Raw genomic sequence first — 21954 nt, 5'->3', positions numbered from 1 at the left:
TCAGCGGAAGCGGTAGGCATGCTCGAACATGCCATCCACGCCCCGCTGCGCTTCGGCCGCGCTGAAACCGTTGCGGCTGAAGAACCGCACCAGATCCGCGATCCCCTGCACATCGTTGGGACCGCGTGGAGGTGGCTGGTTCATAAGCTTGGCGGCGATCACCCAGCTCATCGTGTTTCTGAGGCGGTCGTTGCCGCCGGATTTCGTGTCGCTGACAGCCCGTTCGAAATTCCGGCCCCATGCCTGGTTGATGGCGCCGTCGATGGCCTCGATGCGGACGAAGCCGGCCTGCGCCGGGCTTCGTGCCCTGTTGAAGAGATGATCGATGTTGTAGCCGGCCAGATCGCTGGAGGAGACTCTCGTGCCGTAGACTTCCTCGATGAAATTGACCCAGGCCTGCCTGTAGCCGCTGTAACCGGCACGCACCCACACGCTGGCATTCTCGTCCGGATTCCCCGGGCGCTGAACCAGAGCCACATTCGTTAAGCTGCTGCGGCCGAGTTGACGCGCCTGGATGCTGTCGTCGTAGCTATCCAGAAACACCAGTCTGCCGAGCACCCCCGGGTGTTCGACCTGCATCTGCATCATGGGTTGCCGTACCCAGGCATTGTAGAGAGCCCGTTGGCGGTTGCGAATGATGGCATGCAGGGACATGGCGGCCTTTCGATGAACAGTCCGGAGCCTCGGTTTGCACCTCCCCGGCAGGAAGCGTGCATCAGATGAATGAGCCAACCGATGATTGTCAAGACGGACACAAAAAACCCCGTGTCCGGTATCCCGGACACGGGGTTTTCCGAAGAAATTCGCGTGCGAAGGCCTTAGGCGTTCACAGCGTCCTTCAGGCCCTTGCCGGCCTTGAACTTCGGCGTCTTAGAAGCCGGGATCTGGATCGTTTCGCCAGTCCGCGGGTTACGGCCTTCGGTGGCAGCGCGTGCGGACACCGTGAAGTTGCCAAAGCCGATGATGCGGACTTCATCGCCACTCTTCAGCGTCTGAGTGACTGCGTCAAAAGTAGCGTCAACTGCTTCGCCTGCCTGCGCCTTGGTGAGGCCGGTCTTTTCTGCAACAGCTGCGATCAGATCGTTCTTATTCATAGCAGATACCTTTCTAAGAAACGGCAGAGTGCCGACGATTCCTGTCAGCGCCGTTGCGCGAAATTCGGTTGATTTGACATGAAACGCAAGGGTTTTTTTCGCAGAAAACAGCCATTTTGACCTGTTTTTCAAAAGAAAAACCCCGGTTTTCCCGGGGTTCTTCATTTTCCGCACTGCAACATGGACTTTAGTGGGCCAGAACTCCCGACGTGTCGTCGTCCTTTTCTCGCGCCTTGGTTGCAGCTTCATACGCCGTCTGATCCCATTCGATGGGCTCCGGAAGGCGGACAAGTGCATTCTTGAGCACTTCTTCCATGCCGGAGACCGGGATGATTTCAAGCGAATTCTTGACCGAGTCAGGAATATCCGCGAGATCCTTGGCATTGTCTTCCGGGATCATCACCAGCTTGATGCCACCGCGCAGGGCCGCCAGCAGTTTCTCCTTCAGGCCACCGATCGGCAGGATCCGGCCCCGCAGCGTGATCTCGCCTGTCATGGCGACATCCCGGCGCACCGGAATTCCGGTGAGGGTCGAGATCACGGCGGTTGCCATGGCGATGCCGGCGGACGGGCCGTCCTTGGGCGTCGCGCCTTCCGGCACGTGCACGTGAATATCCTTCTTGTCGAAGGTCGGCGGCTCGATGCCGAAGTCGATCGCGCGGGAACGCACATAGGATGCGGCCGCAGAAATCGATTCCTTCATCACGTCCTTCAGATTGCCGGTCACGGTCATCTTGCCCTTGCCCGGCATCATCACGCCTTCGATGGTGAGCAGTTCACCGCCGACTTCGGTCCAGGCAAGACCGGTGACGACACCGACCTGGTCTTCCAGCTCCGCTTCGCCATAACGATAACGCGGCACGCCGAGATAGTCCTCGACCACTTCCGGCGTCACCGTGATGCTTTCCTTGTCGCTCATCAGGATGTCCTTGACCGCCTTGCGGGCCAGGGTCGCCATTTCACGCTCAAGGTTACGCACACCGGCTTCGCGGGTGTAGCGGCGGACGACAAAATGCAGCGCATCGTCGTCGATGGAGAACTCGCCTTCGCGCAGGCCGTGATCCTTTTCCGCCTTCGGGATGAGGTGACGGCGGCAGATTTCCACCTTTTCCTCTTCCGTGTAGCCGGCAATCCGGATGATCTCCATGCGGTCCATCAGCGGCCCCGGTATGTTCAGGGTGTTCGCCGTGGTCACGAACATCACGTCCGAAAGGTCGTATTCGACCTCCAGGTAGTGGTCCATGAAGGACGAGTTCTGTTCCGGATCCAGCACTTCCAGGAGCGCCGAGGACGGATCACCGCGGAAATCCATGCCCATCTTGTCGATCTCGTCGAGCAGGAAGAGCGGGTTGGATTTCTTTGCCTTCTTCATCGACTGGACGACCTTGCCGGGCATCGAGCCGATATAGGTACGGCGGTGACCGCGGATCTCGGCCTCGTCGCGCACACCGCCAAGCGACATGCGCACGAATTCACGGCCGGTCGCCTTGGCGATCGACTTGCCGAGCGAGGTCTTGCCGACGCCGGGAGGGCCGACCAGGCAAAGGATGGGACCGCGCAACTTGTTGGCCCGGCTCTGGACGGCAAGATATTCGACGATCCGTTCCTTGACCTTTTCGAGGCCGTAGTGATCCGTGTCGAGGACCTTCTCGGCGAAGCTGAGGTCATGCTTGACCTTGGACTTCTTGTTCCAGGGAATACCGATCAGCCAGTCCAGGTAGTTGCGCACAACGGTCGCTTCCGCCGACATCGGGCTCATCTGCTTGAGCTTCTTGATCTCGGCAGCTGCGCGCTCACGCGCTTCCTTGGTCAGCTTGGTCTTCTTGATCTTCTCTTCGAGTTCAGCAATTTCGTCGCGGCCGTCCTCGCTGTCGCCGAGTTCCTTCTGAATGGCCTTCATCTGCTCATTCAGGTAGTACTCGCGCTGGGTTTTCTCCATCTGGCGCTTGACCCGCGAACGGATGCGCTTTTCCACCTGCAGGACGGAGATCTCGCTCTCCATCATGCCAAGCACGCGCTCAAGCCGCTCGGCAACGGAGACCACGCCGAGGATTTCCTGCTTTTCCGGGATCTTGATTGCCAGGTGCGACGCAATCGTATCGGCCAGTTTGGAATAATCGTCGATCTGGTTGACGGCACCGAGAACTTCCGGAGAAACCTTCTTGTTCAGTTTCACATAGTTCTCGAACTCCGAGACCACGGACCGCGCCAGGGCTTCGACTTCGATGTTTTCGCCGTCGCGTTCGGGCAGGACCGTCGCGGCCGCCTCGAAATAGTCGGTGCGGCTGGAATACTCGCCGATCTGCGCGCGCGCGCCGCCCTCAACAAGCACCTTGACGGTATTGTCGGGCAGCTTGAGCAGCTGCAGCACGGTCGCGAGCGTGCCGACATTGTAGATCTGGTCCGGGTTCGGATCGTCATCCGCGGCATTCATCTGGGTCGCCAGAAGAATGTGCTTGTCCGTGGTCATGACTTCTTCGAGCGCCTTGATCGACTTCTCGCGGCCGACAAACAGCGGCACGATCATGTGCGGGAAGACAACGATGTCGCGCAGGGGCAAGACAGGATAGACAGCGGTGCTGTCCTCGGTGGCGCGAATTTCTGCGTCGCTCATTTTTTTTCCTTTCTCAGCGTGTCGCGGCCCCACTCAACAAAAAGGCAGCCGAAACACTGGAACACGGCTTCCGGACCCAGAGGTCCTGGTGGCCTGACCGCAGTACCCCGAATTGGGCGCACTGACGGACCGCGCAAGCCGTACTTGTCTCTATTAGGTGGACACCGGACCTGCCGGTGTCAAGGCAATCGCGCAACGACCGCAACTCTTGTCTGTTGACGACTCAGGGCGCCGGTGGAAAACCGCCACGGAAACCCTCAAACGCACGAAATTCAAAAAAAATGCCGCTCCCGGGGAAGCGGCATTTCTTCACGGTTATGTGCGTCCGCGCCGGGTCATCATGCGCTGGTCGCGGAGGTTTCTTCCCGATCCTCGTAGATGTAGAGAGGACGCGCCTCCCCTTTCACCACTTCCGGCGAGATCACGACTTCCTTCACGCCCTTGAGGCCCGGAAGCTCGTACATCGTGTCGAGCAGGATGGATTCCAGGATGGAACGGAGACCGCGTGCACCGGTCTTGCGCTCGATCGCCTTGCGGGCAATCGCCTTGAGTGCCTCCTCGTGGAAGGACAACTCCACCTGCTCCATCTCGAACAGACGCTGGTACTGCTTGACGAGCGCGTTCTTCGGCTCGGTCAGGATTGTCACCAGGGCATCTTCGTCGAGGTCTTCCAGGGTCGCGATCACCGGCAGACGGCCGACGAATTCCGGAATGAGACCGAACTTGAGCAGGTCTTCCGGTTCCAGTTCCGAGAACAGTTCGCCGATCCGGCGATCCTCGGGAGCGTGAACCTGGGCCTGGAAACCGATGGATGTCTGCGTGCCTCGATCAGAGATGATCTTGTCGAGACCGGCAAAGGCACCGCCGCAGATGAACAGGATGTTGGTCGTGTCCACCTGCAGGAATTCCTGCTGCGGATGCTTGCGCCCGCCCTGCGGCGGAACGGAGGCCACCGTGCCTTCCATGATCTTCAGAAGTGCCTGCTGCACGCCCTCGCCCGAGACATCACGCGTGATCGACGGATTGTCGGCCTTGCGGCTGATCTTGTCGACTTCGTCGATATAGACGATGCCGCGCTGCGCGCGCTCGACATTGTAGTCGGCCGATTGCAGCAGTTTCAGGATGATGTTCTCGACATCCTCGCCCACATAGCCGGCTTCGGTCAGCGTGGTCGCGTCGGCCATCGTGAACGGCACGTCCAGAATGCGCGCAAGGGTCTGCGCAAGAAGGGTCTTGCCGCAACCGGTCGGTCCGACCAGCAGGATATTCGATTTCGCCAATTCCACATCGTTGTTCTTCGATGCGTGATTGAGGCGCTTGTAGTGATTGTGGACGGCGACCGAAAGGACCTTCTTGGCGCTGCCCTGACCGATCACATAATCGTCAAGAACGTCGCGAATCTCCTGAGGGGTCGGGATTCCGTCCCGAGACTTCACCAGCGAGGACTTGTTCTCCTCGCGGATAATATCCATGCACAGCTCGACACATTCATCGCAAATGAAAACAGTCGGGCCGGCGATCAGCTTACGAACCTCATGCTGGCTCTTGCCGCAGAAGGAACAGTAGAGCGTATTCTTTGAATCGCTGCCGCTGGCCTTGGTCATGTAGTCAACCTCGCGTTTGTGGGGAGTTTCCCCTTATTCTGTCCGGATGCGGCCACTTTGTGGCTGAACCGGCTCCTGAGCGACGACGGGCGCCTCTTCACACCATGATGTCATCATGCTTCGCCAGTAAAAATCAATATAGGTTTAAGGCAAAGATGAAAACCCGGCATCTCTTGGGGATTTCCCGGCCAAAACCACGGAATCTGGTTCCATGCTTAAGGCCAGGTAAGCCCGCTTACTTGTCGTCATCAGCGCCAAGCGTCATGCGGTCAGAAATGACCTTGTCAACAATACCGAACTCCTTGGCACGCTCCGCGGTCATGAAGTTGTCGCGCTCGAGCGCCTCTTCGACCTGATCCAGGCTTTGTCCGGTATGCTTGACATAAATGTCATTCAGCCGCCGCTTCATGGCCAGGATTTCCTGGGCATGCAGCATGATGTCGGCGGCCTGGCCGCGGAACCCGCCGGACGGCTGGTGCACCATCACGCGCGCGTTCGGCAGAATGAAGCGCATGTCCTTCTCGCCGGCCGCCAGGAGCAAGGAGCCCATGGACGCAGCCTGGCCGATGCACAGCGTCGACACGGCGGGCCGAATGAACTGCATCGTATCATAGATCGCCAGCCCGGACGTGACGAGTCCGCCCGGGGAGTTGATGTAGATCGCGATTTCCTTGCTCGGGTTCTCAGCCTCCAGATAGAGAAGCTGGGCGCTGATCAGGGTGGCCACGTGATCTTCGACCGGACCGGTCATGAAGATGATGCGCTCCTTCAGCAGGCGCGAGTAGATATCGAAGGCCCGCTCGCCCCGGTTTGTCTGTTCGACAACCATCGGCACGAGAGTGTTCATGTAGATATCGACAGGATCCTTCATACCTCATCCATATGCTTGAGATGTTGCCCGGCGGTCACCGGACAGGAAACAGGCCTAGAAGCGCATCGAATCTGGGCCTGACTCGAAAAAAGCGACACCCCGTATATATGGGATGTCGCCCTCAACGCAAAGTCATGGCAGATGCGGCGTGAATGCAAGGTTAAAGCAAGCGCCGCATCTGGGGATGACGGGGAGAAAACCGGTCAGGCTTCTTCCTCGTCCTCTGCAACCAGCTTCTCCAGCTCGTCCTTGGTCACCGTCTTGTCGGTCACCTTGGCGAGCTCGAGCATGTAGTCGACGACCTTTTCCTCGTAGATCGGCGCACGCAGGCTCGCCAGGGCCTGCTGGTTGTTCTTGTAGAATTCGAACACCTGCTGCTCCTGGCCCGGGAACTGGCGGACACGATCATAGAGCGCGCGCTGCAGTTCCTCGTCGGTGACCTGGATCTCGTTCTTCTCGCCGATCTCGGAGAGAACAAGGCCGAGACGGACACGGCGCTCGGCGATCTTGCGGTATTCCGCCTTCGCCTCTTCTTCCGTGGTGTCCTCGTCCTCGAAGGTCTTCTCGTTGCGCTTCATGTCCTCTTCGACCTGGCGCCAGACCACATCGAATTCGCTGTCCAGCAGCTTTTCGGGAAGATCGAACGAGTAATGCTCGTCCAGCTTGTCCAGAAGCTGGCGCTTGACGCGCTGGCGGGTCATCTGGCCGAACTGGCCCTCGATCTGGCCGCGGACGATTTCCTTCAGCTTGTCGAGCGACTCAAGGCCGAGGCCCTTGGCGAACTCGTCGTCGATCTTGGCTTCACCCGGAGCGGCGACTTCCTTGACCACGACGTCGAACGTCGCCGCCTTGCCCGCCAGGTGAGCTGCCGGGTAGTCTTCCGGGAAGCTGACTTCGACGACCTTCTCGTCGCCGGCCTTGACGCCGACGAGCTGCTCTTCGAAGCCCGGGATGAACTGGCCGGAACCGAGCACCAGCATGCCGTTCTCGTCGGCACCGCCCTCGAACGGCTCACCGTCGATCTTGCCGAGATAGGACATGGTCACCCGGTCGCCATCCTTGGCCTTGCCTTTCTTGGCATCGAACGGGGTGTTGTTCTTGGCGATTTCGGCGACCTGCTCGTCGACTTCGCTTTCGTCGATCTCGACCACCGGACGCTCGATCTCGATGCCGGCGAAATCGACGATTTCGAACTCGGGCAGAACATCGTAGGTCATCTTGAAGGACAGGTCGGCGTCACCGGCCATGATCTTCTCGGCGTCTTCTTCCGGCAGATCGATTTCCGGGGTCAGAGCCGGGCGCTCGGAGCGCTCTTCAACGGCCTTCTGGGTGGTTTCCTGGATGGTGTTCGACAGGATCTCGGCCATGGCCTGGCGGCCATACATCTTCTTCAGATGGCCGAGCGGAACCTTGCCCGGGCGGAAGCCCTTGATGTTGGCCTTGGATTTCAGGTCGGCCATGTAATCGTCGAGCTTGGCGGCGAGATCACCAGCCGGAATGTCGATTTTCAGCTCGCGCTTGAGGCCCTCGGAAAGGGTTTCGGTTACCTGCATGGGTTTTGTCGTCCTCGATCCCGAGCGGCAATCCGCCCCGGAGGTTTCGTTTTTAAAATCCCGTGTGCCGCATTGCCTGCACTCCCCTTTTGACAGGAGCGTTCAAACGGCCATGCATCGCCCCGAACAGAGTCCGAGACGCACGATGGGAGCGCGATAAAGCTTGGACCTTGAAGTGTCAAGGGGAGAGCGGGGATTTGCGGGAGAAAACGCGGCTCATGAGCGGCTCAACCAACTTCCGTTCAACCTTCTCAGGTAGCTCAAAAAGCATGGTGCGGATGGAGGGACTTGAACCCCCACGCCTTGCGGCACCAGAACCTAAATCTGGCGTGTCTACCAATTTCACCACATCCGCATCGCGCAGGCTTTGGGCGCCCCGCGTTTGAAGCGGGGCCTCTATAGCACCGCTGATTTTCCCGTCAAAGGAAAAAGCGGGCGCTCACCTCAGCCCTGCCCGGTTTTCTCCACAAGCGCGCGGATCGCCGGTTTCAGCGCCGGCGCAAGGTCTTCCGCGGTCAGGCCCGGTCCCGCTTCCAGGCCGGCTTCCCCGTGCAGCCAGACCGCCTGGGCGGCCGCGTCAAAGCCCGGCACGCCCTGTGCGAGCAGACCTGCCGCAATGCCGGCCAACACATCGCCTGACCCTGCGGTTGCCAGCCAGGGCGGCGCGTTGCGGTTGATCGCCGCCCGGCCATCCGGCGCGGCGATGACCGTGTCCGGTCCCTTGAGAATGACAATTGCACCGGACTTGGCGGCCGCCGCGCGTGCGCGCTCAAGCTTTCCGCCTTCCAGCCCGGCAAACAGCCGCGCGAATTCACCTTCGTGCGGCGTCAGAATGACAGGTGAGCCGTTTCCCCTGATCCATTCGAACAAGGTTTCCGGGCAATCGGCAAAACTTGTCAGTGCGTCCGCATCAAGCACCGTCGCCCGCCCCGCCTTCAGGATGTCCCCGACTGCGGCACGGGTCCTTTCCCCAATGCCAAAGCCCGGCCCGATCAGAATCGCGTTCAGGCGCGCGTCTCCCAGCAGGTTCGCGATCGCGTCCTCTCCCGCCAGCTTTTTCAGCATGACGGCCGTCAGGTGACAGGCATTGACCATCACCGCGTCCGGCGGCGACGCCAGCGTCACAAGTCCCGCCCCTGCCCTCAGCGCCGCGCCCGCCGAAAGCCGAGCCGCGCCCGTGGCGGCAACCGGTCCGCCGAAAACAACCGCATGGCCTCTTGAATATTTGTGCCCGGCAGGATCGTGGGCCGGCCAGGCCTGCAGCCAGAGATCCGGACCGTTGGCGAACGTTTCTGGCGCGATCTCGTCGAGCACCTGCGCCGTGATGCCGATGTCGGCAACTTCGACGGCGCCGCAAAGCGCCCTGCCCGGATGCAGCAGATGCCCGGGTTTTTCGCGGAAAAAGGTGACTGTCGCCTGCGCCTTGATGGCGGCTCCGGCCGTGGCGCCATCCGCCCCGTTCACGCCGGATGGAAGATCAACCGAGAGCACCGGCTTTCCTGTCTTGTTGACGCTCTCGACAAGCTTGCCAACGGCACCGGTCAGCGGCCGGTCCAGCCCGGCCCCGAACAGGGCATCGACGATCATGTCCGAATCCGCCAGCAGCGCGGGGACATCGTCCGCAACCAGGGCATCATCAAGTGCCGGAACGCCCGGCAGTCCCATTCGGCCATACGCCTCAAGGGCATCTCCCTTCAAGACGTCTGCCGCCTTGAGCAGCAGAACGCTGACGCGGAACCCGGCGGCGGCCAGGCAGCGTGCAGCGATAAAGCCGTCGCCCCCGTTGTTGCCGGGCCCGCACAGCACGACAATCCGTGCTCCCTTCACGGCCAGACTGGCCGCGGCCCGTGCCACCGCCTGACCTGCCCGTTCCATGAGCACAATGCCTTCTACTCCGGCAGAAATAGTCATCCGGTCGGCCTGCGCCATCTCGTCCGGCGTCAGCAAAACCGCATTATCCCGTGACTTTCCTGGCTTCATTGTGCAGAGCTCTCCTGATGTCTTCGGCAAGGTGGCCGGGATCTGCAGTTTTGTCGAGTGCCTCTGCAGTGACGGCCGCGCCTCGGCAAATGCCGCCTATTTTTACGGCACTTTGCACACTTTATAATCACTTGATAGGTTGAAAGACCGCATGCTACCAACTGCACAGCCGGGATCTGCCGCTTTTGGTGGCGGAAATCCCGGCTCCAAAAAAAATTCCGGGGCCCCTCTACCGATTGGCACACATCGTGCTTTGAAGGTCGCAACGGTCCCGTCCGGGCCCGACGGGCTGATTTTGACCCGTTGTCCGGAAGAGATCCCGCCGACTACCTGGCCTGTTTAGTGGAGAGAGACACAAGGTGATGAAAAAGATCGAAGCGATCATCAAGCCCTTCAAACTGGATGAGGTCAAGGAAGCGCTTCAGGAGGTGGGCCTCCAGGGCATAACCGTGACTGAAGCCAAGGGCTTCGGCCGCCAGAAGGGCCATACGGAGCTCTATCGCGGTGCCGAATATGTCGTCGACTTCCTGCCGAAAGTGAAAGTGGAAATCGTCCTGGGCGATGACATGGTCGAAAAGGCCGTCGAAGCCATCCGTTCCGCCGCGCAAACCGGCCGCATCGGCGACGGCAAGATTTTTGTTTCCAACATTGAAGAAGCAGTTCGCATCCGGACGGGCGAGTCCGGCATCGACGCCATCTGACCCACCATTCCGGCATTCGCCGGTATTCCGAATTCCGGTCCGATAGTCCCAGAGCCAAATTTAAAGACACTCTGCCGGGCCGGAACCAAACCCAACCGTTCACACGAAAAATCAAAGGGATGGACAATATGACCACTGCCGCTGAAGTCCTGAAGGAGATTCAGGAAAAGGACGTGAAATTCGTCGACCTGCGCTTTACCGATCCGAAGGGCAAAATGCAGCACGTCACCATGGATGTTGCACTTGTCGATGAAGACATGTTCGCCGAAGGCGTCGCCTTCGACGGCTCGTCCATTGCCGGCTGGAAGGCCATCAACGAGTCCGACATGATGCTGATCCTGGATCCGGAATCCGCTCACATGGACCCGTTCTTCGCCCAGTCCACCATGGCAATCTTCTGCGACATCGTCGACCCGATCACCGGTGAAGGCTACAACCGCGACCCGCGCATGACCGCCAAGAAAGCGGAAGCCTACGTCAAGTCCGGTGGTTTCGGCGACACCATCTATGTCGGCCCGGAAGCCGAGTTCTTCATGTTCGACGATGTCCGCTTCAACGCCGACCCGTACAACACCGGCTTCATCCTGGACAGCTCCGAGCTGCCGTCCAACATGGGTTCCGAGTATGAAACCGGCAACCTCGGCCACCGTCCGCGCACCAAGGGCGGCTACTTCCCGGTCCCGCCGGTCGACAGCGCCCAGGACATCCGCTCCGAAATGCTGTCCGTCATGGGCGAAATGGGTGTGCCGACCGAGAAGCATCACCACGAAGTGGCGGCTGCCCAGCACGAACTCGGCATGAAGTTCGACCACCTGACCCGTTGCGCCGACAACATGCAGGTCTACAAGTATGTCGTGCACCAGGTCGCTCATGCCTATGGCAAGACCTCGACCTTCATGCCGAAGCCGGTCTTCGGCGACAACGGCACCGGCATGCACTGCCACCTGTCCATCTGGAACGGCGGCGAGCCGACCTTTGCCGGCAACCAGTACGCCGATCTCTCCGAGACCTGCCTGTACTTCATCGGTGGTATCCTGAAGCACGCGAAAGCCCTGAACGCCTTCACCAACCCGTCGACCAACTCCTACAAGCGTCTGGTCCCGGGTTATGAAGCTCCGGTTCTGCTGGCCTACTCCTCGCGCAACCGGTCTGCCTCCTGCCGCATTCCGTTCACCGCATCTCCGAAGGCCAAGCGCGTTGAAGTCCGTTTCCCGGATCCGACCGCGAACCCGTACCTGTGCTTCTCCGCGCTCCTGATGGCCGGCCTCGACGGCATCAAGAACAAGCTGCACCCGGGTGATGCAATGGACAAGAACCTCTACGACCTTCCGCCGGAAGAACTCGCAGAGATCCCGACCGTCTGTGGCTCCCTCCGCGAAGCCCTGGAAGCTGTCGATGCCGACCGCGACTTCCTGAAGGCCGGCGGCGTGTTCGACGACGACCAGATCGATGCCTATATCGAACTGAAGATGGAAGAAGTCGAGCGCTACGAAATGACCCCGCATCCGGTCGAGTTCGACATGTACTACTCCGTCTGATCCTTCGGGACCCGACGAGACGGAAAGGCCGGGCACCAGCCCGGCCTTTTTGCGTTTGCGGGCCCAACCGGTGCCCCTGTCTTGCAGTCCGGATGCCTTGCAGGATGTCAATACAAGACGTTTTCCGGAGGATCGCCGGAGGATCCCGTAACGCCGGCGCCGTACTGTTCTGCTGGGCGATATTCAGTCACCGTTTGGAGCACGTTCCCAACTGAAGATCAGTCCTGGCCCTTCGCCCAGGCCTCGAGCTGCGGGACGGCCCTCTTCGGACCAAGGGTCAGCCTGTAGAAATCAAACAGCCCGGGACGCACGGACGCGAGAAAATAGCAAAAATGAAGTTGAAAGAACCGGTAGCGCAGGTAGCGGTATCTCTGCGCGGACATCCGGTCGGGGATGCACACGCTGAACCGCCTGGGCTCCGGTCTTCCGCCGCTTCCCCGTGCGGGCAGCGCATAGCGCGCCACCGGGGGCGTTCGCCCGCCGCAAATGGGATCATGGGGGGAATAGAGATCCGTCCAGTCGACCCCGGACCCGGCAACGGCCGCCATCGCCTCGCCGAACCCGTGCTCCGCACCGTAACCACCGAGGCAGTCGAAGGCGGGCCCGAGCGTGACAAATGCGAAGCCTCCCGGCCGGCGGCCGATGTCCGGGTCCCGGCGCAGGACCGCTGCGAGAATATAGATCGCCACGAAGGTGCCGCAGCTGTGCGAGACGAACACCAGCTCTTCGTCCTCGTCCGCCTGCTTCGCTTTTGCCACGATAAGGTCGGCGCACTCCTCGATCCGCGCCAGCATGCTGGCATGATCGTGTCGCGCGAGCCGGGCAATGAAGTGCCAGCTGTTGACCAGATAACGGAAATAGGATCTTGGCTCCAGCCAGGACACCAGCATATGGACCGCCGCCATCCACAGTGCGCTGCCTCCGAGCAGAACGGTCCAGGAGACGAGACCCGCATATTCTTGCGGCACCAAAGCCGCCATACCGCGCAGGACGGTGGAAGCCATGAGAACCGGCGGCACCAGACAGGCCATCGCGTAGAGAAGAAGTCCGACGGCCGGGTATAGACAGAATATCCCGTGCGCCCAGTTGCTTCGGAAGACAGCCTGATAGCCGCCGGCGCGGGCGTATCTGAAAATGGATGCGACGGCATCGAACAGGGTACGCGGCCACGACCGTTGAAAGTCGGGCTTGATGATATCCCGCCAGCCCAGTTGCACGAAACGTGTCTCGACCTTGCCGTCCGGCCATGTCACCTGGCCGTTCCAGGTGACCGTGGATCCGCCGGGTTCCAGGCTCTCGGTGAGAGGGCTTAGGGCACCGTCGACGTTTCTGATGTTCAGAAAGCTTTCGAATTCCGTGCGGATAAGGTGGAAGGTTTGACGTGCAGGACGCAGATCATAGCCTGGAAAATAGAAGACCAGACGCTTCAATTCCTTTTTGATCTCAATCTCCTGTCTCCAAACCCGGCCGGATGCGTACCCTTGGCGAAGGAAACCGGCTCTCGGTTTCAACAGGCCACAGGCTCCTGTCATGCAACATGTCGACCGCGTCTTTCAAGTCATCACTGGACCGGAAAACGGAAAAACGGGATCAGAGATCTTGAAAGACCGGCCGGCACAAGCTTTTCCCACCCTCGAAAGTAGGTATTCCGAAAAGACGACAACCAAAGGCGGTCGCTTCAATTGACCGGAGATCCTTGTTGGCTCTTTTGCCGTTGGAACCTTGCCGCTCTCCTGTCGGCTTTTGCGGCCCGGACAAGGCCCTTTTGCCGAAGCCTGCCTTCAGCACCGCCCGTTCTCTTCGAGCCAGTCTGCGAGCGAGGGCCGCTTGCTCCGCCGCCAGCCGCGCATGGCGGGCGCGGCGATCATCGCGTTCAGAACGGCTTCCTGGGTGGTCTCGGCGGCAGCCTGGAACAGGACATCGATCCTGCCCTCCTTAAGAATATCGCAAGCGATGAAATCGCACTCCCCAAAATGAGGCAGCCGCCGCCCGGTTGAAAATGCCAGGGCGATATCACCGCTGCCATTGCCATAAAAGGCTCCGAGCCTGGCAAGGCCGGCGCCGGCACGTCTTGCAATCCGTTTCAGCTGGCGGCTTTCTAGGGAAACGTCCGTGGCCAGAACGACGATCACCGAGCCGCGCTCTTCGCCTTGCCTCTCTCCCTTGGGATGCGCCCTGCGTCCGTCCGGCAGGATCAAGTCGCCTGGCCTTCCGAAATTGGCCAGAACCAGGGCCCCGAGCGAGAACACGCGGCCATCCAGCTCGAATATGCGGGAGGCGGTGCCGATGCCGCCCTTGAAACCGAACGCGCTCATGCCGGTCCCTGCGCCGACACTGCCCTGTTCAAAGTCCGGTGAAGCCGCCGCAAGAGCGGTCTCAGCATCCTCCTCCGAAAGGGCCATCGCCTGAATGTCGCTCAAATAACCGTCATTGCATTCAAGGACAACAGGATTGACGGTGCCGGTCGAGCGGCCGATCTCCGGGTTTTCAGAAACAGCCCGTCTGATCAGGACATTGACGCCTGTCCCGACGCCAAAGGTGTTGGTCAAGAGGATCGGCGTCTCGAGCGTGCCCAGTTCGTCGACCTGAACAAGGCCGGCGCTCTTGCCGAAACCGTTGATCACCTCAACCGCCGCAACCGGCTTGTCGCGGAAGAGATTGCCCTGATGAGGCAGGATTGCGGTAAATCCGGTTCTGAGACTTCCCTTGTCCAAGGTGCAGTGACCGACGGTGATCCCGTCAACGTCGGAAATGGAATTGCTCGGACCGGCTCGAAGCGAACCGCAGACAAGGCCCGCGGATCTGGACGGTGAGAGAGGCTTTGCGGACATGGGGCACCTGGAAAGAGAGACCTGAGCCCGTTTTGATAGGATGGATTGTCGTTCATGCAAACGAAAAAGCCTCCCGAAGGAGGCCAATTCGTTATCGGTGCATGACAGCAGGATCAGTAGCAGACCTTGCGGTGCGCGACGACCACGTGACGGCCGTAATAGGGGTCCCAGCGGGTCACCGGCCGATAGCTGCAGCGCACGGGCGCATAGTAGCGCGGGCGGGCCTGGTTGGCGATGATGGCGCCGGCGGCAAGACCGATGATGGCACCGGCCGCGATTGCGCCTGCGCGGCGGTTCTTGGCGTGGGCTTCATTCGGAGCGATGGTGACGGCAGCGGTTGCCAGTGTGGCGACGGCGACGGTGGCGATTGCAAACTTGCGGAACATATCGGGTCCTCTCTGTTGGTTGACAGCGGGATCCTCACCGCTGATGAAAGTAACCTACACAATGACGAAGACGCCCACTGTGACCGTAATCACGTTGGGTCACTTTCCCATGGTTGTGCTAGGAAGGGACCGGAGCGTGTCTGGGCGAAGGGATTAAAGGGAGTTTCCCATGTGGGTGATCATGGCCGTTTCCATACAATTGCTCTCGGGCCCCAATTCCTGGGCCGTGGCGGATCAGGGAACGTTTGAAAGTGAAGACGCATGTGAGGCGGCGCTTTCGGAAGCGGTGCCGCGCACGCTTTCCGACGGGATGCGGCTCGCCTGGGAGCAAAGCGAACTGAAGTTTCTCTGCATCAAGGTGCGAGACTCCTGACGCAGACCGCGCCTGAAGACAGCTGAACGCACTGTACCGTCGGCGTCACCGGCCGGCAGATCCGGGGAGAAACAGATGTTGCAAGGTGCCATGATTGTCTGGTTCGCCCTGACGGCGGCCAGCCTGATTTTTGTTCTGTGGGATTCCCTCGCCAACGGCGTCACCAGTTGGGTGCAGCGGCTCGCCTGGATACTGGTTGTCGCCTATACCGGGCCGGTCGGGTGTTTCCTCTACCTGTTGACTTGCCGGCGCCCTTTTCCCGGAGGGCACGACCGTTTCACCAACAGGACCTGGAAACAGGCCATCAACAGCGAGATGCATTGCCTTGCGGGAGACGCCACCGGCATCGTGATCGCGGCCGCCATAGTTCCCCTGCTCGGGCTGACAAACGGCTGGGACGCTGTGCTTGAATATGGCGCCGGCTTCGTCTGCGGCCTGTTCATTTTCCAGGCCCTGATGATGCGCGGCATGTTTGAAGGCGACTATTGGAAGGCCGTCCGAAAGACCTTCTTCGCGGAAACCGTGTCCATGAACTGCGTCATGGCCGGCATGCTGCCGACCATGATAATCCTGAGCAGCTTTTGGCCGGACTCGGAAGACCCTCTGGCGGCTGAATTCTGGTTCCGGATGAGCCTTGCCTCGATCGTCGGCCTCGCGGCGGCGTACCCGGTCAACCACTGGCTGGTCGCTTCGCACCTCAAGCATGGCTGCATGACCCTGCCCGGCAAGGATGCCCTGGATCTCGGGCACAGGTCACCTGAAGCCGCGCTGCATGAAGGCATGACAGGCAACATGCAGCATCACGGCTCCGAAGGGACAATGCACGCAGGACACGGCAAAATGGAAATGCGGAAACTGTCCCTTCCCGTGCAGATCGTGCTGATCGTGGTCTCCTTCGCCATTCTGGCCGCGGCGGGCTTTGTTACGAGCATCTTTGTGCCGATTTCGTTTTGACCTGATCCCAGGCTCCGCTTGAAACCTCGCCGTCCATCACGGTTCCAACAGCGAACTGAAGCAGAGCCTCCTGTTTTCCGATCCGCAGCAATTTACAAGCCCGGCTGCACGCGCTAGAGCACTTCGCCAAGTAGGCCACCAGGCAAAAACAACGGACAGGCAGGCATGAGCGAGTTCAAATCGGACTTTCTAAACGTTCTCACCGAGCGCGGTTTCATTCATCAGATCTCGGACCCGAAGGGCCTCGACGACCTGTGTGCAAGGGAAACAGTGACCGCCTATATCGGATTCGATTGCACGGCACCGAGCCTTCATGCCGGTTCGCTCGTGCCGATCATGATGCTGCACTGGTTCCAGAAGACCGGCCACCGGCCGATTGCCCTCATGGGCGGCGGCACCACCCGTGTCGGCGACCCGTCGGGCAAGGACGAGTCGCGCAAGATGCTGACCGAGGACCTCATCGAGGAGAACAAGGCCGGCATCCGCAAGGTTTTCGAGAAGCTGCTCACCTTCGGCGACGGACCGACCGACGCCATGATGCTCGACAATGCCGACTGGCTCCTGAAGCTGAATTATGTCGATTTCCTGCGCGAGATCGGCCGGCATTTCTCCGTCAACCAGATGATCCAGCGGGATTCGGTCCGCTTGCGCCTGGAACGCGAGCAACACCTGTCCTTCCTCGAATTCAACTACATGCTGCTCCAGGGCTACGACTACCTGGAACTCTACCGGCGCACCGGCTGCCGCCTGCAGATGGGCGGCTCGGACCAGTGGGGCAACATTCTGTCCGGTACGGACCTTGTCCGCCGACTGGAAGAGGTCGAGGCCTTCGCGCTCACCTCCCCGCTGCTGACAACCTCCTCCGGTGCCAAGATGGGCAAGACCGCCGCCGGCGCAGTCTGGCTCAACGAGGAACAGCTGTCGGCCTATGATTACTGGCAGTACTGGCGCAACACCGAGGATGCCGATGTCGAGCGGTTCCTGAAACTGTTCACGGTTCTGCCCATGGACGAGATTGCCCGTCTGGCCGCCCTCCAGGGCTCCGAAGTCAACGAGGCGAAGAAGATCCTGGCAACCGAGGCGACCGCGCTGATCCACGGCCGGGACAAGGCAGAGGCTGCTGCAGAAACCGCCCGCAAGGCGTTTGAGGAAGGCCAGTCGGCGGAAGGACTGCCAACAGTCGAGATTGCCGCGGCGGATCTCGAGGCCGGACTGGGCGTGCTGTCCGCTTTTGTCACCGCGGGCCTGTGTGCCTCCAACGGTGATGTCCGCCGCAACATCAAGGGCGGCGCCGTCAGGGTCAACGACAAGGGCGAACAGAACGACAAGCGCCAGCTGACCCCGGCCGATCTGACGGATGACGGCATCATCAAGCTGTCCCTGGGCAAGAAGAAACACGTGCTGTTGAAACCGGTCTGACCGGCTGCCTTTCAGCGCAAGGACCAGGAAGTCGGGCACTGCCCGGCTTTTTCGTTCAATTGGGTTGAAATTCGAACATCTTGCGGAAGATTCCCGGCGCGATCGCCGAAATCGGATTGACCGACAGGTCCGGATCCGACACCGATCCCGACAACCGGTAGGTGACGCCAATCAGGCCTTCACCCGAATTGCCTCCAAGGGCAAATCCCAGAAGCGGGATCTTGGCAAAGAAGTTGTTGATCGCATAGATCGGAACGAACGTGCCGGTCAGGTTCAGCGTCTGCTGATCCAGGTCGACGGTTCCGCTGACCGTACCGCCAAGCGCGTTGCCTCTTAAAGCCCCCCGGCTGATCGTCATCAGGTCGCCGTCCCGGGAAAAACTGATATCGAGCGTGTCAAAGGAAGCGCTTCCCGTTTCGCCACGGGCACGGACAACCGAGCCGTCAGGATTGAGATTGGACCGGTTGTCACGCTCGCGAATCCGCCTGATCGCCGGGTCCTCGGTGATGCGCAGGGACCGCACGTTGAAATCGCCGACCCAGCTGTCTTCATCCGCCATGGCAACGCTGAGCGATCCCGTTCCCCCGCGCATGCGCTCGTAGAGGTCGAGGAACCGAAGTGTCGCGCCCGTGTTGGCGAAGCGTCCATTCGCGGTCTGGGTGCCGTTCTGCTCGGTGACGACAAATTCGAAATTGGAACGGTCGTTTACCTTCCCTTTCAGGTCCGCGGAAACCAGGCCCTTGGCCCCCGTCTCGACATGGCCGGTGAACTTGTCGATGGACTGGTTGTTGAAGCCGATCACCCGGTCGATTGTCGCCGCGATCCTGGCGCCGCCCGAAAAGTCTCCGGCCCCCTTGCTGCCGCCCGGGCTGCGCAAGCTGCGGATCAGGCCCCGGCTGTCAAAGGACGGCCCGGCAAAGATGATGTCGTAACGGCCGTCGGAGGCTCTCTGGATATCGACCTCGACATCGTCGCCCGGACGCAGCTTGAACGTATCGAATTCGGCCCTGACCAGATCACCGGCTGCGGAGAGGTTCATGTAACCTGTGACATCCACCCCTTCGGAAACGAGCTTGAAGTCCGTGACCTTGCGTTGACCATCCGTCTCGAGAAGCTTGAAGGACGCCGTGGCCGGAACCCCTTTTGCCTTCTGCCAGCCGAGGGCGAGCAGATGCATCTCCGTCTGTTTCAGGTCAATGACGAACTCCTGACCGTCACCCGCCTTGGCAACGCTCAACGTCATGCCCCCGTCGAGGAAGGCCGTCAGGTCGATGCCCTTGTCCTTAAGCTGCTCCGCCGTGACGCTGACCACGACATCCTGCCGCGCCGCGATCCCGGACTCACCCAGCGGCACCACGAGATCGATATCGGCGCGCAGACCGTCAAGAACACCCTTTCCTATGATCGCGACCTGCTCCCGGTTTGCTTCCAGGGAGACATCAGCTTTGGCCACGGTGTGTCCCATGATCGGATTGGTGTCGGTAAAATTCTTCAGTTCTCCGGTCGCCCGCCAGTCGACATCCGTCAGGTCGATCTGCTTGCCAAGCGGGAAACGCGCCTCGATATCGAGTTGCCCCTCCCCCTGGACGCCGCCCTTTTCCAGCCCTGCGCGATCCAGGACCTTGAACGGCGCCCGGTTGACAAGGTCTCCAAGGTCCAGGGCTTCCCCTTCAATTCTGGTGGTGAGAGCGGCAATCTTGCCCTCTCTCAACGGCAAATTGAAAATCTTGAAAACCGTTTCCGGCACCTGCACCATGCCGCCGGTGGCAGCTTTTGCGGATGCCGCCGTGGCATGAACGGTCAGCGTCTCGTCCCTCACCGTCATGGTCCCGCTCGCTCCGGAAATCTCCGGCACATCGCCGATCGGCGCCACGGCACCGCCGGTGAAAGTCATGTCCAGGCGCATGTCATCGCCCGACCAGCCCGCGTCGGGGTCGCGGTGATCAAACGCGGGCGGTCGAATTGCACCGGTATAGGACAGGGTCTCGATCAGGCCAGCCTTGACCCGCTCGTTGATCCAGCGCCGCGCCGGCGGCACGAGCGTGATCGGCCAGAGCTGCTTGGCAAGCGCCACCGGGATCTGCTCACCTTCCGCGGCGATCGCGAGATACGGTCCCTCGGGCGTGAATTGCAGGTAAGCCACTCCATGCGCCACCGCCTTGCCGGACCTGGCCGTAAACCTGTCGACGGACAACAATCTGTCTTGTGGGTCGAAACGCCCTCGAACCTGGATTCCGTCCATCATCTGAGGCGCTTCCGCGACGTCGGAGGACCCGAATTGGGGGTGTTCCGTGTCCAGGCTGATCTGCCATTCGCCGCTGTCATCCTTCGCCGGCGCGAGCACTCCAGTGAAAAAGACACGCGTGTTGCCGCGAATGACATGCGACCGCGTGATTTCGATTTCACCTTGTCCCCGCCGAAACACCAGCGACAGGGCGGCATCGTCAAAGGCAACCAGCGTCTTGCCCATCTGGAACCAGCCGTTGCGCACGCGGGCAACGGCATTGGCCGAGAGGAACTTTCCGTCCTTGCTGAGCCGGCTTTCGATCTTTGCCGACGCGGGCAGGCCAAGTCCCTTGCCCTGTACGAGACGCGCCTCCGGCCCAAGCAATTCGGCAAGCGTGATTCCGTTGACCACGACGCCGATATTTTTCTGCCGCGCATCCTCCGGAGCGCTGCGGGCCAATTCCATCCGCCAGGTCGAAACGTTTCCGGAAACCTTGGCAAAGGCCCGGATCGTTCGGTTATCTCCCCGAAAGATATCCGCGTCTATGCCTTTGAACCGCCTGGGGGACGCGCCGGCAAGTTCCACGGACGCGCTTCTGATGCGCACGAACCGCAGGGCGCGCCGGGCAAACTGGTCGTCGATGACATCGCTCACACGGTCAACAGCCTCCATGAGCGGTTCCATCTCCGGAACCTTGGCGGACCGGCCGTCCAGAACCACCTTCACGTGCGGTTCTTCCAGGTCAAGCCAGGAGAAATGGACCCGTCCGGACAGGAGGGCGTCACGATCAAGCGGGGCCAATATCTTCGGCAGGCTGATGCGAACGGGCGACGGACCGTCGATGTCCGCCTGCACGCCTTCGACAAGGACATTGATTCCGTCGGGCGCGGTGAAGTCGAGGCTGGCCTGCGCGATCTCAAGCGTGACAGGCCCGCGTGTTCCCTGAAGCGCGAGCAGACTGCCGAGCATCGGGACCCGCACGGGCCCGGACGCGAACAAGGCAACAACTCCTGCCACCATGCAAAGCAGGACTGCAACGGCAATCAGTCGCAGGCGCTTGCGCTTCTGCGGCATTGCTCGAACCGTTTTTTCTGCTTCGCCGCCTTGTGGCAAATACGTCAATCCACTTTTCTGCCTGCTTCGTATAGCAGGCGCTTCAGTTTGATTCTAAACGGGGCTCCGGGCTAACCCTTGGCATCGTTGAACGAGTCGAGCGTGCCAATTCATGATACTGCGAAAGCATCATGAAAAGCGACAGCAGCAAGCCGATAAGCGGCCGGATACCGGCATTAACGCACAAACTTTGACAGAAGGAAGGCATGATGGGGGAATTGACAGTCGGAGATATCGCACCGGATTTCGATCTTGAGGGCAATGGCGGCGCACGCGTGTGTCTGAGTGCCCTGATAGGAAAACCCGTGGTCGTCTATTTCTATCCCAAGGACGACACTCCGGGATGCACCAAGGAAGCGATCGCCTTCACGGGCCTGGCCGATGAGTTCGCAAAAGCCGGAGCCACCGTCATAGGGCTTTCGCCGGATACGGCCGCCAAACACGACAAGTTCGCGGCCAAGCACAACCTCGCGATTCGCCTGGGTGCCGACACCGAGAAAGCGACGGCCGAGGCCTACGGCGTCTGGGTTGAGAAGTCGATGTATGGCAGGAAATACATGGGTGTGGAACGCTCGACCTTCCTGGTCGGTGCCGACGGGAGAATTTCGCAGATTTGGCGCAAGGTGAAGGTGCCCGGACATGCCGAGACCGTTCTCGAGGCCGTCCGCGCGCTCTGAGCGCCTGCCGTGAACAGTT

At 60.5% G+C, this 21954-nt stretch carries 17 protein-coding genes and 1 tRNA gene; 6 read left to right on the top strand and 12 right to left on the bottom strand.

Annotated elements, in window-relative coordinates; all coding sequences use genetic code 11:
* From O6760_RS21550 to O6760_RS21515, 8 genes are all read right to left on the bottom strand, one after another.
* Entirely contained in the window at positions 1–654 is a 654-nt protein-coding gene (locus O6760_RS21550; protein WP_269581736.1) for a hypothetical protein, read from the bottom strand.
* Between the two features lie 164 nt (positions 655–818).
* A complete protein-coding gene (locus O6760_RS21545; RefSeq protein ID WP_094070955.1) occupies positions 819–1094 on the bottom strand; it encodes an HU family DNA-binding protein in 276 nt (91 codons plus the stop codon).
* Positions 1095–1281: 187 nt separating this feature from the next.
* Positions 1282–3708: an endopeptidase La gene (gene lon / locus O6760_RS21540; RefSeq protein WP_269581735.1), complete on the bottom strand. Its 2427-nt coding sequence runs from the start codon at positions 3706–3708 to the stop codon at positions 1282–1284.
* A gap of 338 nt (positions 3709–4046) precedes the next feature.
* Positions 4047–5312 carry an ATP-dependent Clp protease ATP-binding subunit ClpX gene (clpX, locus tag O6760_RS21535; RefSeq protein ID WP_094070957.1) on the bottom strand — a complete coding sequence of 422 codons (1266 nt, stop codon included), beginning with the start codon at positions 5310–5312 and terminating at the stop codon, positions 4047–4049.
* Between the two features lie 235 nt (positions 5313–5547).
* Entirely contained in the window at positions 5548–6183 is a 636-nt protein-coding gene (locus O6760_RS21530) for an ATP-dependent Clp protease proteolytic subunit (RefSeq protein ID WP_269581734.1), read from the bottom strand.
* Between the two features lie 203 nt (positions 6184–6386).
* A complete protein-coding gene (gene tig, locus O6760_RS21525; protein ID WP_269581733.1) occupies positions 6387–7736 on the bottom strand; it encodes a trigger factor in 1350 nt (449 codons plus the stop codon).
* 270 nt (positions 7737–8006) lie between these two features.
* Positions 8007–8091: transfer RNA gene (locus O6760_RS21520), tRNA-Leu, on the bottom strand.
* A gap of 89 nt (positions 8092–8180) precedes the next feature.
* Positions 8181–9716: an NAD(P)H-hydrate dehydratase gene (locus O6760_RS21515; protein WP_269581732.1), complete on the bottom strand. Its 1536-nt coding sequence runs from the start codon at positions 9714–9716 to the stop codon at positions 8181–8183.
* Positions 9717–10078: 362 nt separating this feature from the next.
* On the opposite strand from O6760_RS21515, the gene O6760_RS21510 reads away from it, so the two are divergent.
* Both O6760_RS21510 and glnA read left to right on the top strand, forming a co-directional pair.
* Positions 10079–10417 (top strand): P-II family nitrogen regulator, encoded by a 339-nt coding sequence (locus O6760_RS21510; RefSeq protein ID WP_094074571.1) that lies wholly within the window; start codon positions 10079–10081, stop codon positions 10415–10417.
* 128 nt (positions 10418–10545) lie between these two features.
* Complete coding sequence (gene glnA, locus O6760_RS21505; RefSeq protein WP_269581731.1) at positions 10546–11955, top strand: type I glutamate--ammonia ligase; 1410 nt, start codon at positions 10546–10548, stop codon at positions 11953–11955.
* 218 nt (positions 11956–12173) lie between these two features.
* Here glnA and O6760_RS21500 read toward each other — a convergent pair whose 3' ends face one another.
* The 3 genes from O6760_RS21500 to O6760_RS21490 form a co-directional block, all read right to left on the bottom strand.
* Positions 12174–13385, bottom strand: a complete 1212-nt coding sequence (locus O6760_RS21500; RefSeq protein WP_269581730.1) for a hypothetical protein — start codon at positions 13383–13385, stop codon at positions 12174–12176.
* A 351-nt stretch (positions 13386–13736) separates the two neighbouring features.
* Complete coding sequence (locus O6760_RS21495; RefSeq protein ID WP_269581729.1) at positions 13737–14786, bottom strand: DmpA family aminopeptidase; 1050 nt, start codon at positions 14784–14786, stop codon at positions 13737–13739.
* Positions 14787–14899: 113 nt separating this feature from the next.
* Positions 14900–15172: a tyrosyl-tRNA synthetase gene (locus O6760_RS21490; RefSeq protein WP_269581728.1), complete on the bottom strand. Its 273-nt coding sequence runs from the start codon at positions 15170–15172 to the stop codon at positions 14900–14902.
* A 169-nt stretch (positions 15173–15341) separates the two neighbouring features.
* On the opposite strand from O6760_RS21490, the gene O6760_RS21485 reads away from it, so the two are divergent.
* From O6760_RS21485 to tyrS, 3 genes are all read left to right on the top strand, one after another.
* The gene (locus O6760_RS21485) at positions 15342–15545 is read left to right on the top strand and encodes a hypothetical protein (protein ID WP_269581727.1); all 204 of its coding nucleotides are present in this window, start codon (positions 15342–15344) and stop codon (positions 15543–15545) included.
* Positions 15546–15620: 75 nt separating this feature from the next.
* A complete protein-coding gene (locus tag O6760_RS21480) occupies positions 15621–16499 on the top strand; it encodes a DUF4396 domain-containing protein (protein ID WP_269581726.1) in 879 nt (292 codons plus the stop codon).
* A gap of 165 nt (positions 16500–16664) precedes the next feature.
* Positions 16665–17918, top strand: coding sequence for a tyrosine--tRNA ligase (tyrS, locus tag O6760_RS21475; protein WP_269581725.1), 1254 nt, complete (start codon positions 16665–16667; stop codon positions 17916–17918).
* A 55-nt stretch (positions 17919–17973) separates the two neighbouring features.
* Here tyrS and O6760_RS21470 read toward each other — a convergent pair whose 3' ends face one another.
* Complete coding sequence (locus tag O6760_RS21470; RefSeq protein ID WP_269581724.1) at positions 17974–21219, bottom strand: AsmA-like C-terminal domain-containing protein; 3246 nt, start codon at positions 21217–21219, stop codon at positions 17974–17976.
* A gap of 248 nt (positions 21220–21467) precedes the next feature.
* On the opposite strand from O6760_RS21470, the gene O6760_RS21465 reads away from it, so the two are divergent.
* Positions 21468–21935, top strand: a complete 468-nt coding sequence (locus tag O6760_RS21465; RefSeq protein ID WP_269586330.1) for a peroxiredoxin — start codon at positions 21468–21470, stop codon at positions 21933–21935.
* Positions 21936–21954: the final 19 nt, after the last annotated feature.

It is taken from the genome of Roseibium sp. Sym1 (assembly GCF_027359675.1).
GTDB lineage: Bacteria > Pseudomonadota > Alphaproteobacteria > Rhizobiales > Stappiaceae > Roseibium.
The sequence above is the reverse complement of the archived record's forward strand: the minus strand, read 5'-3'. Positions and strand labels throughout refer to the sequence as shown.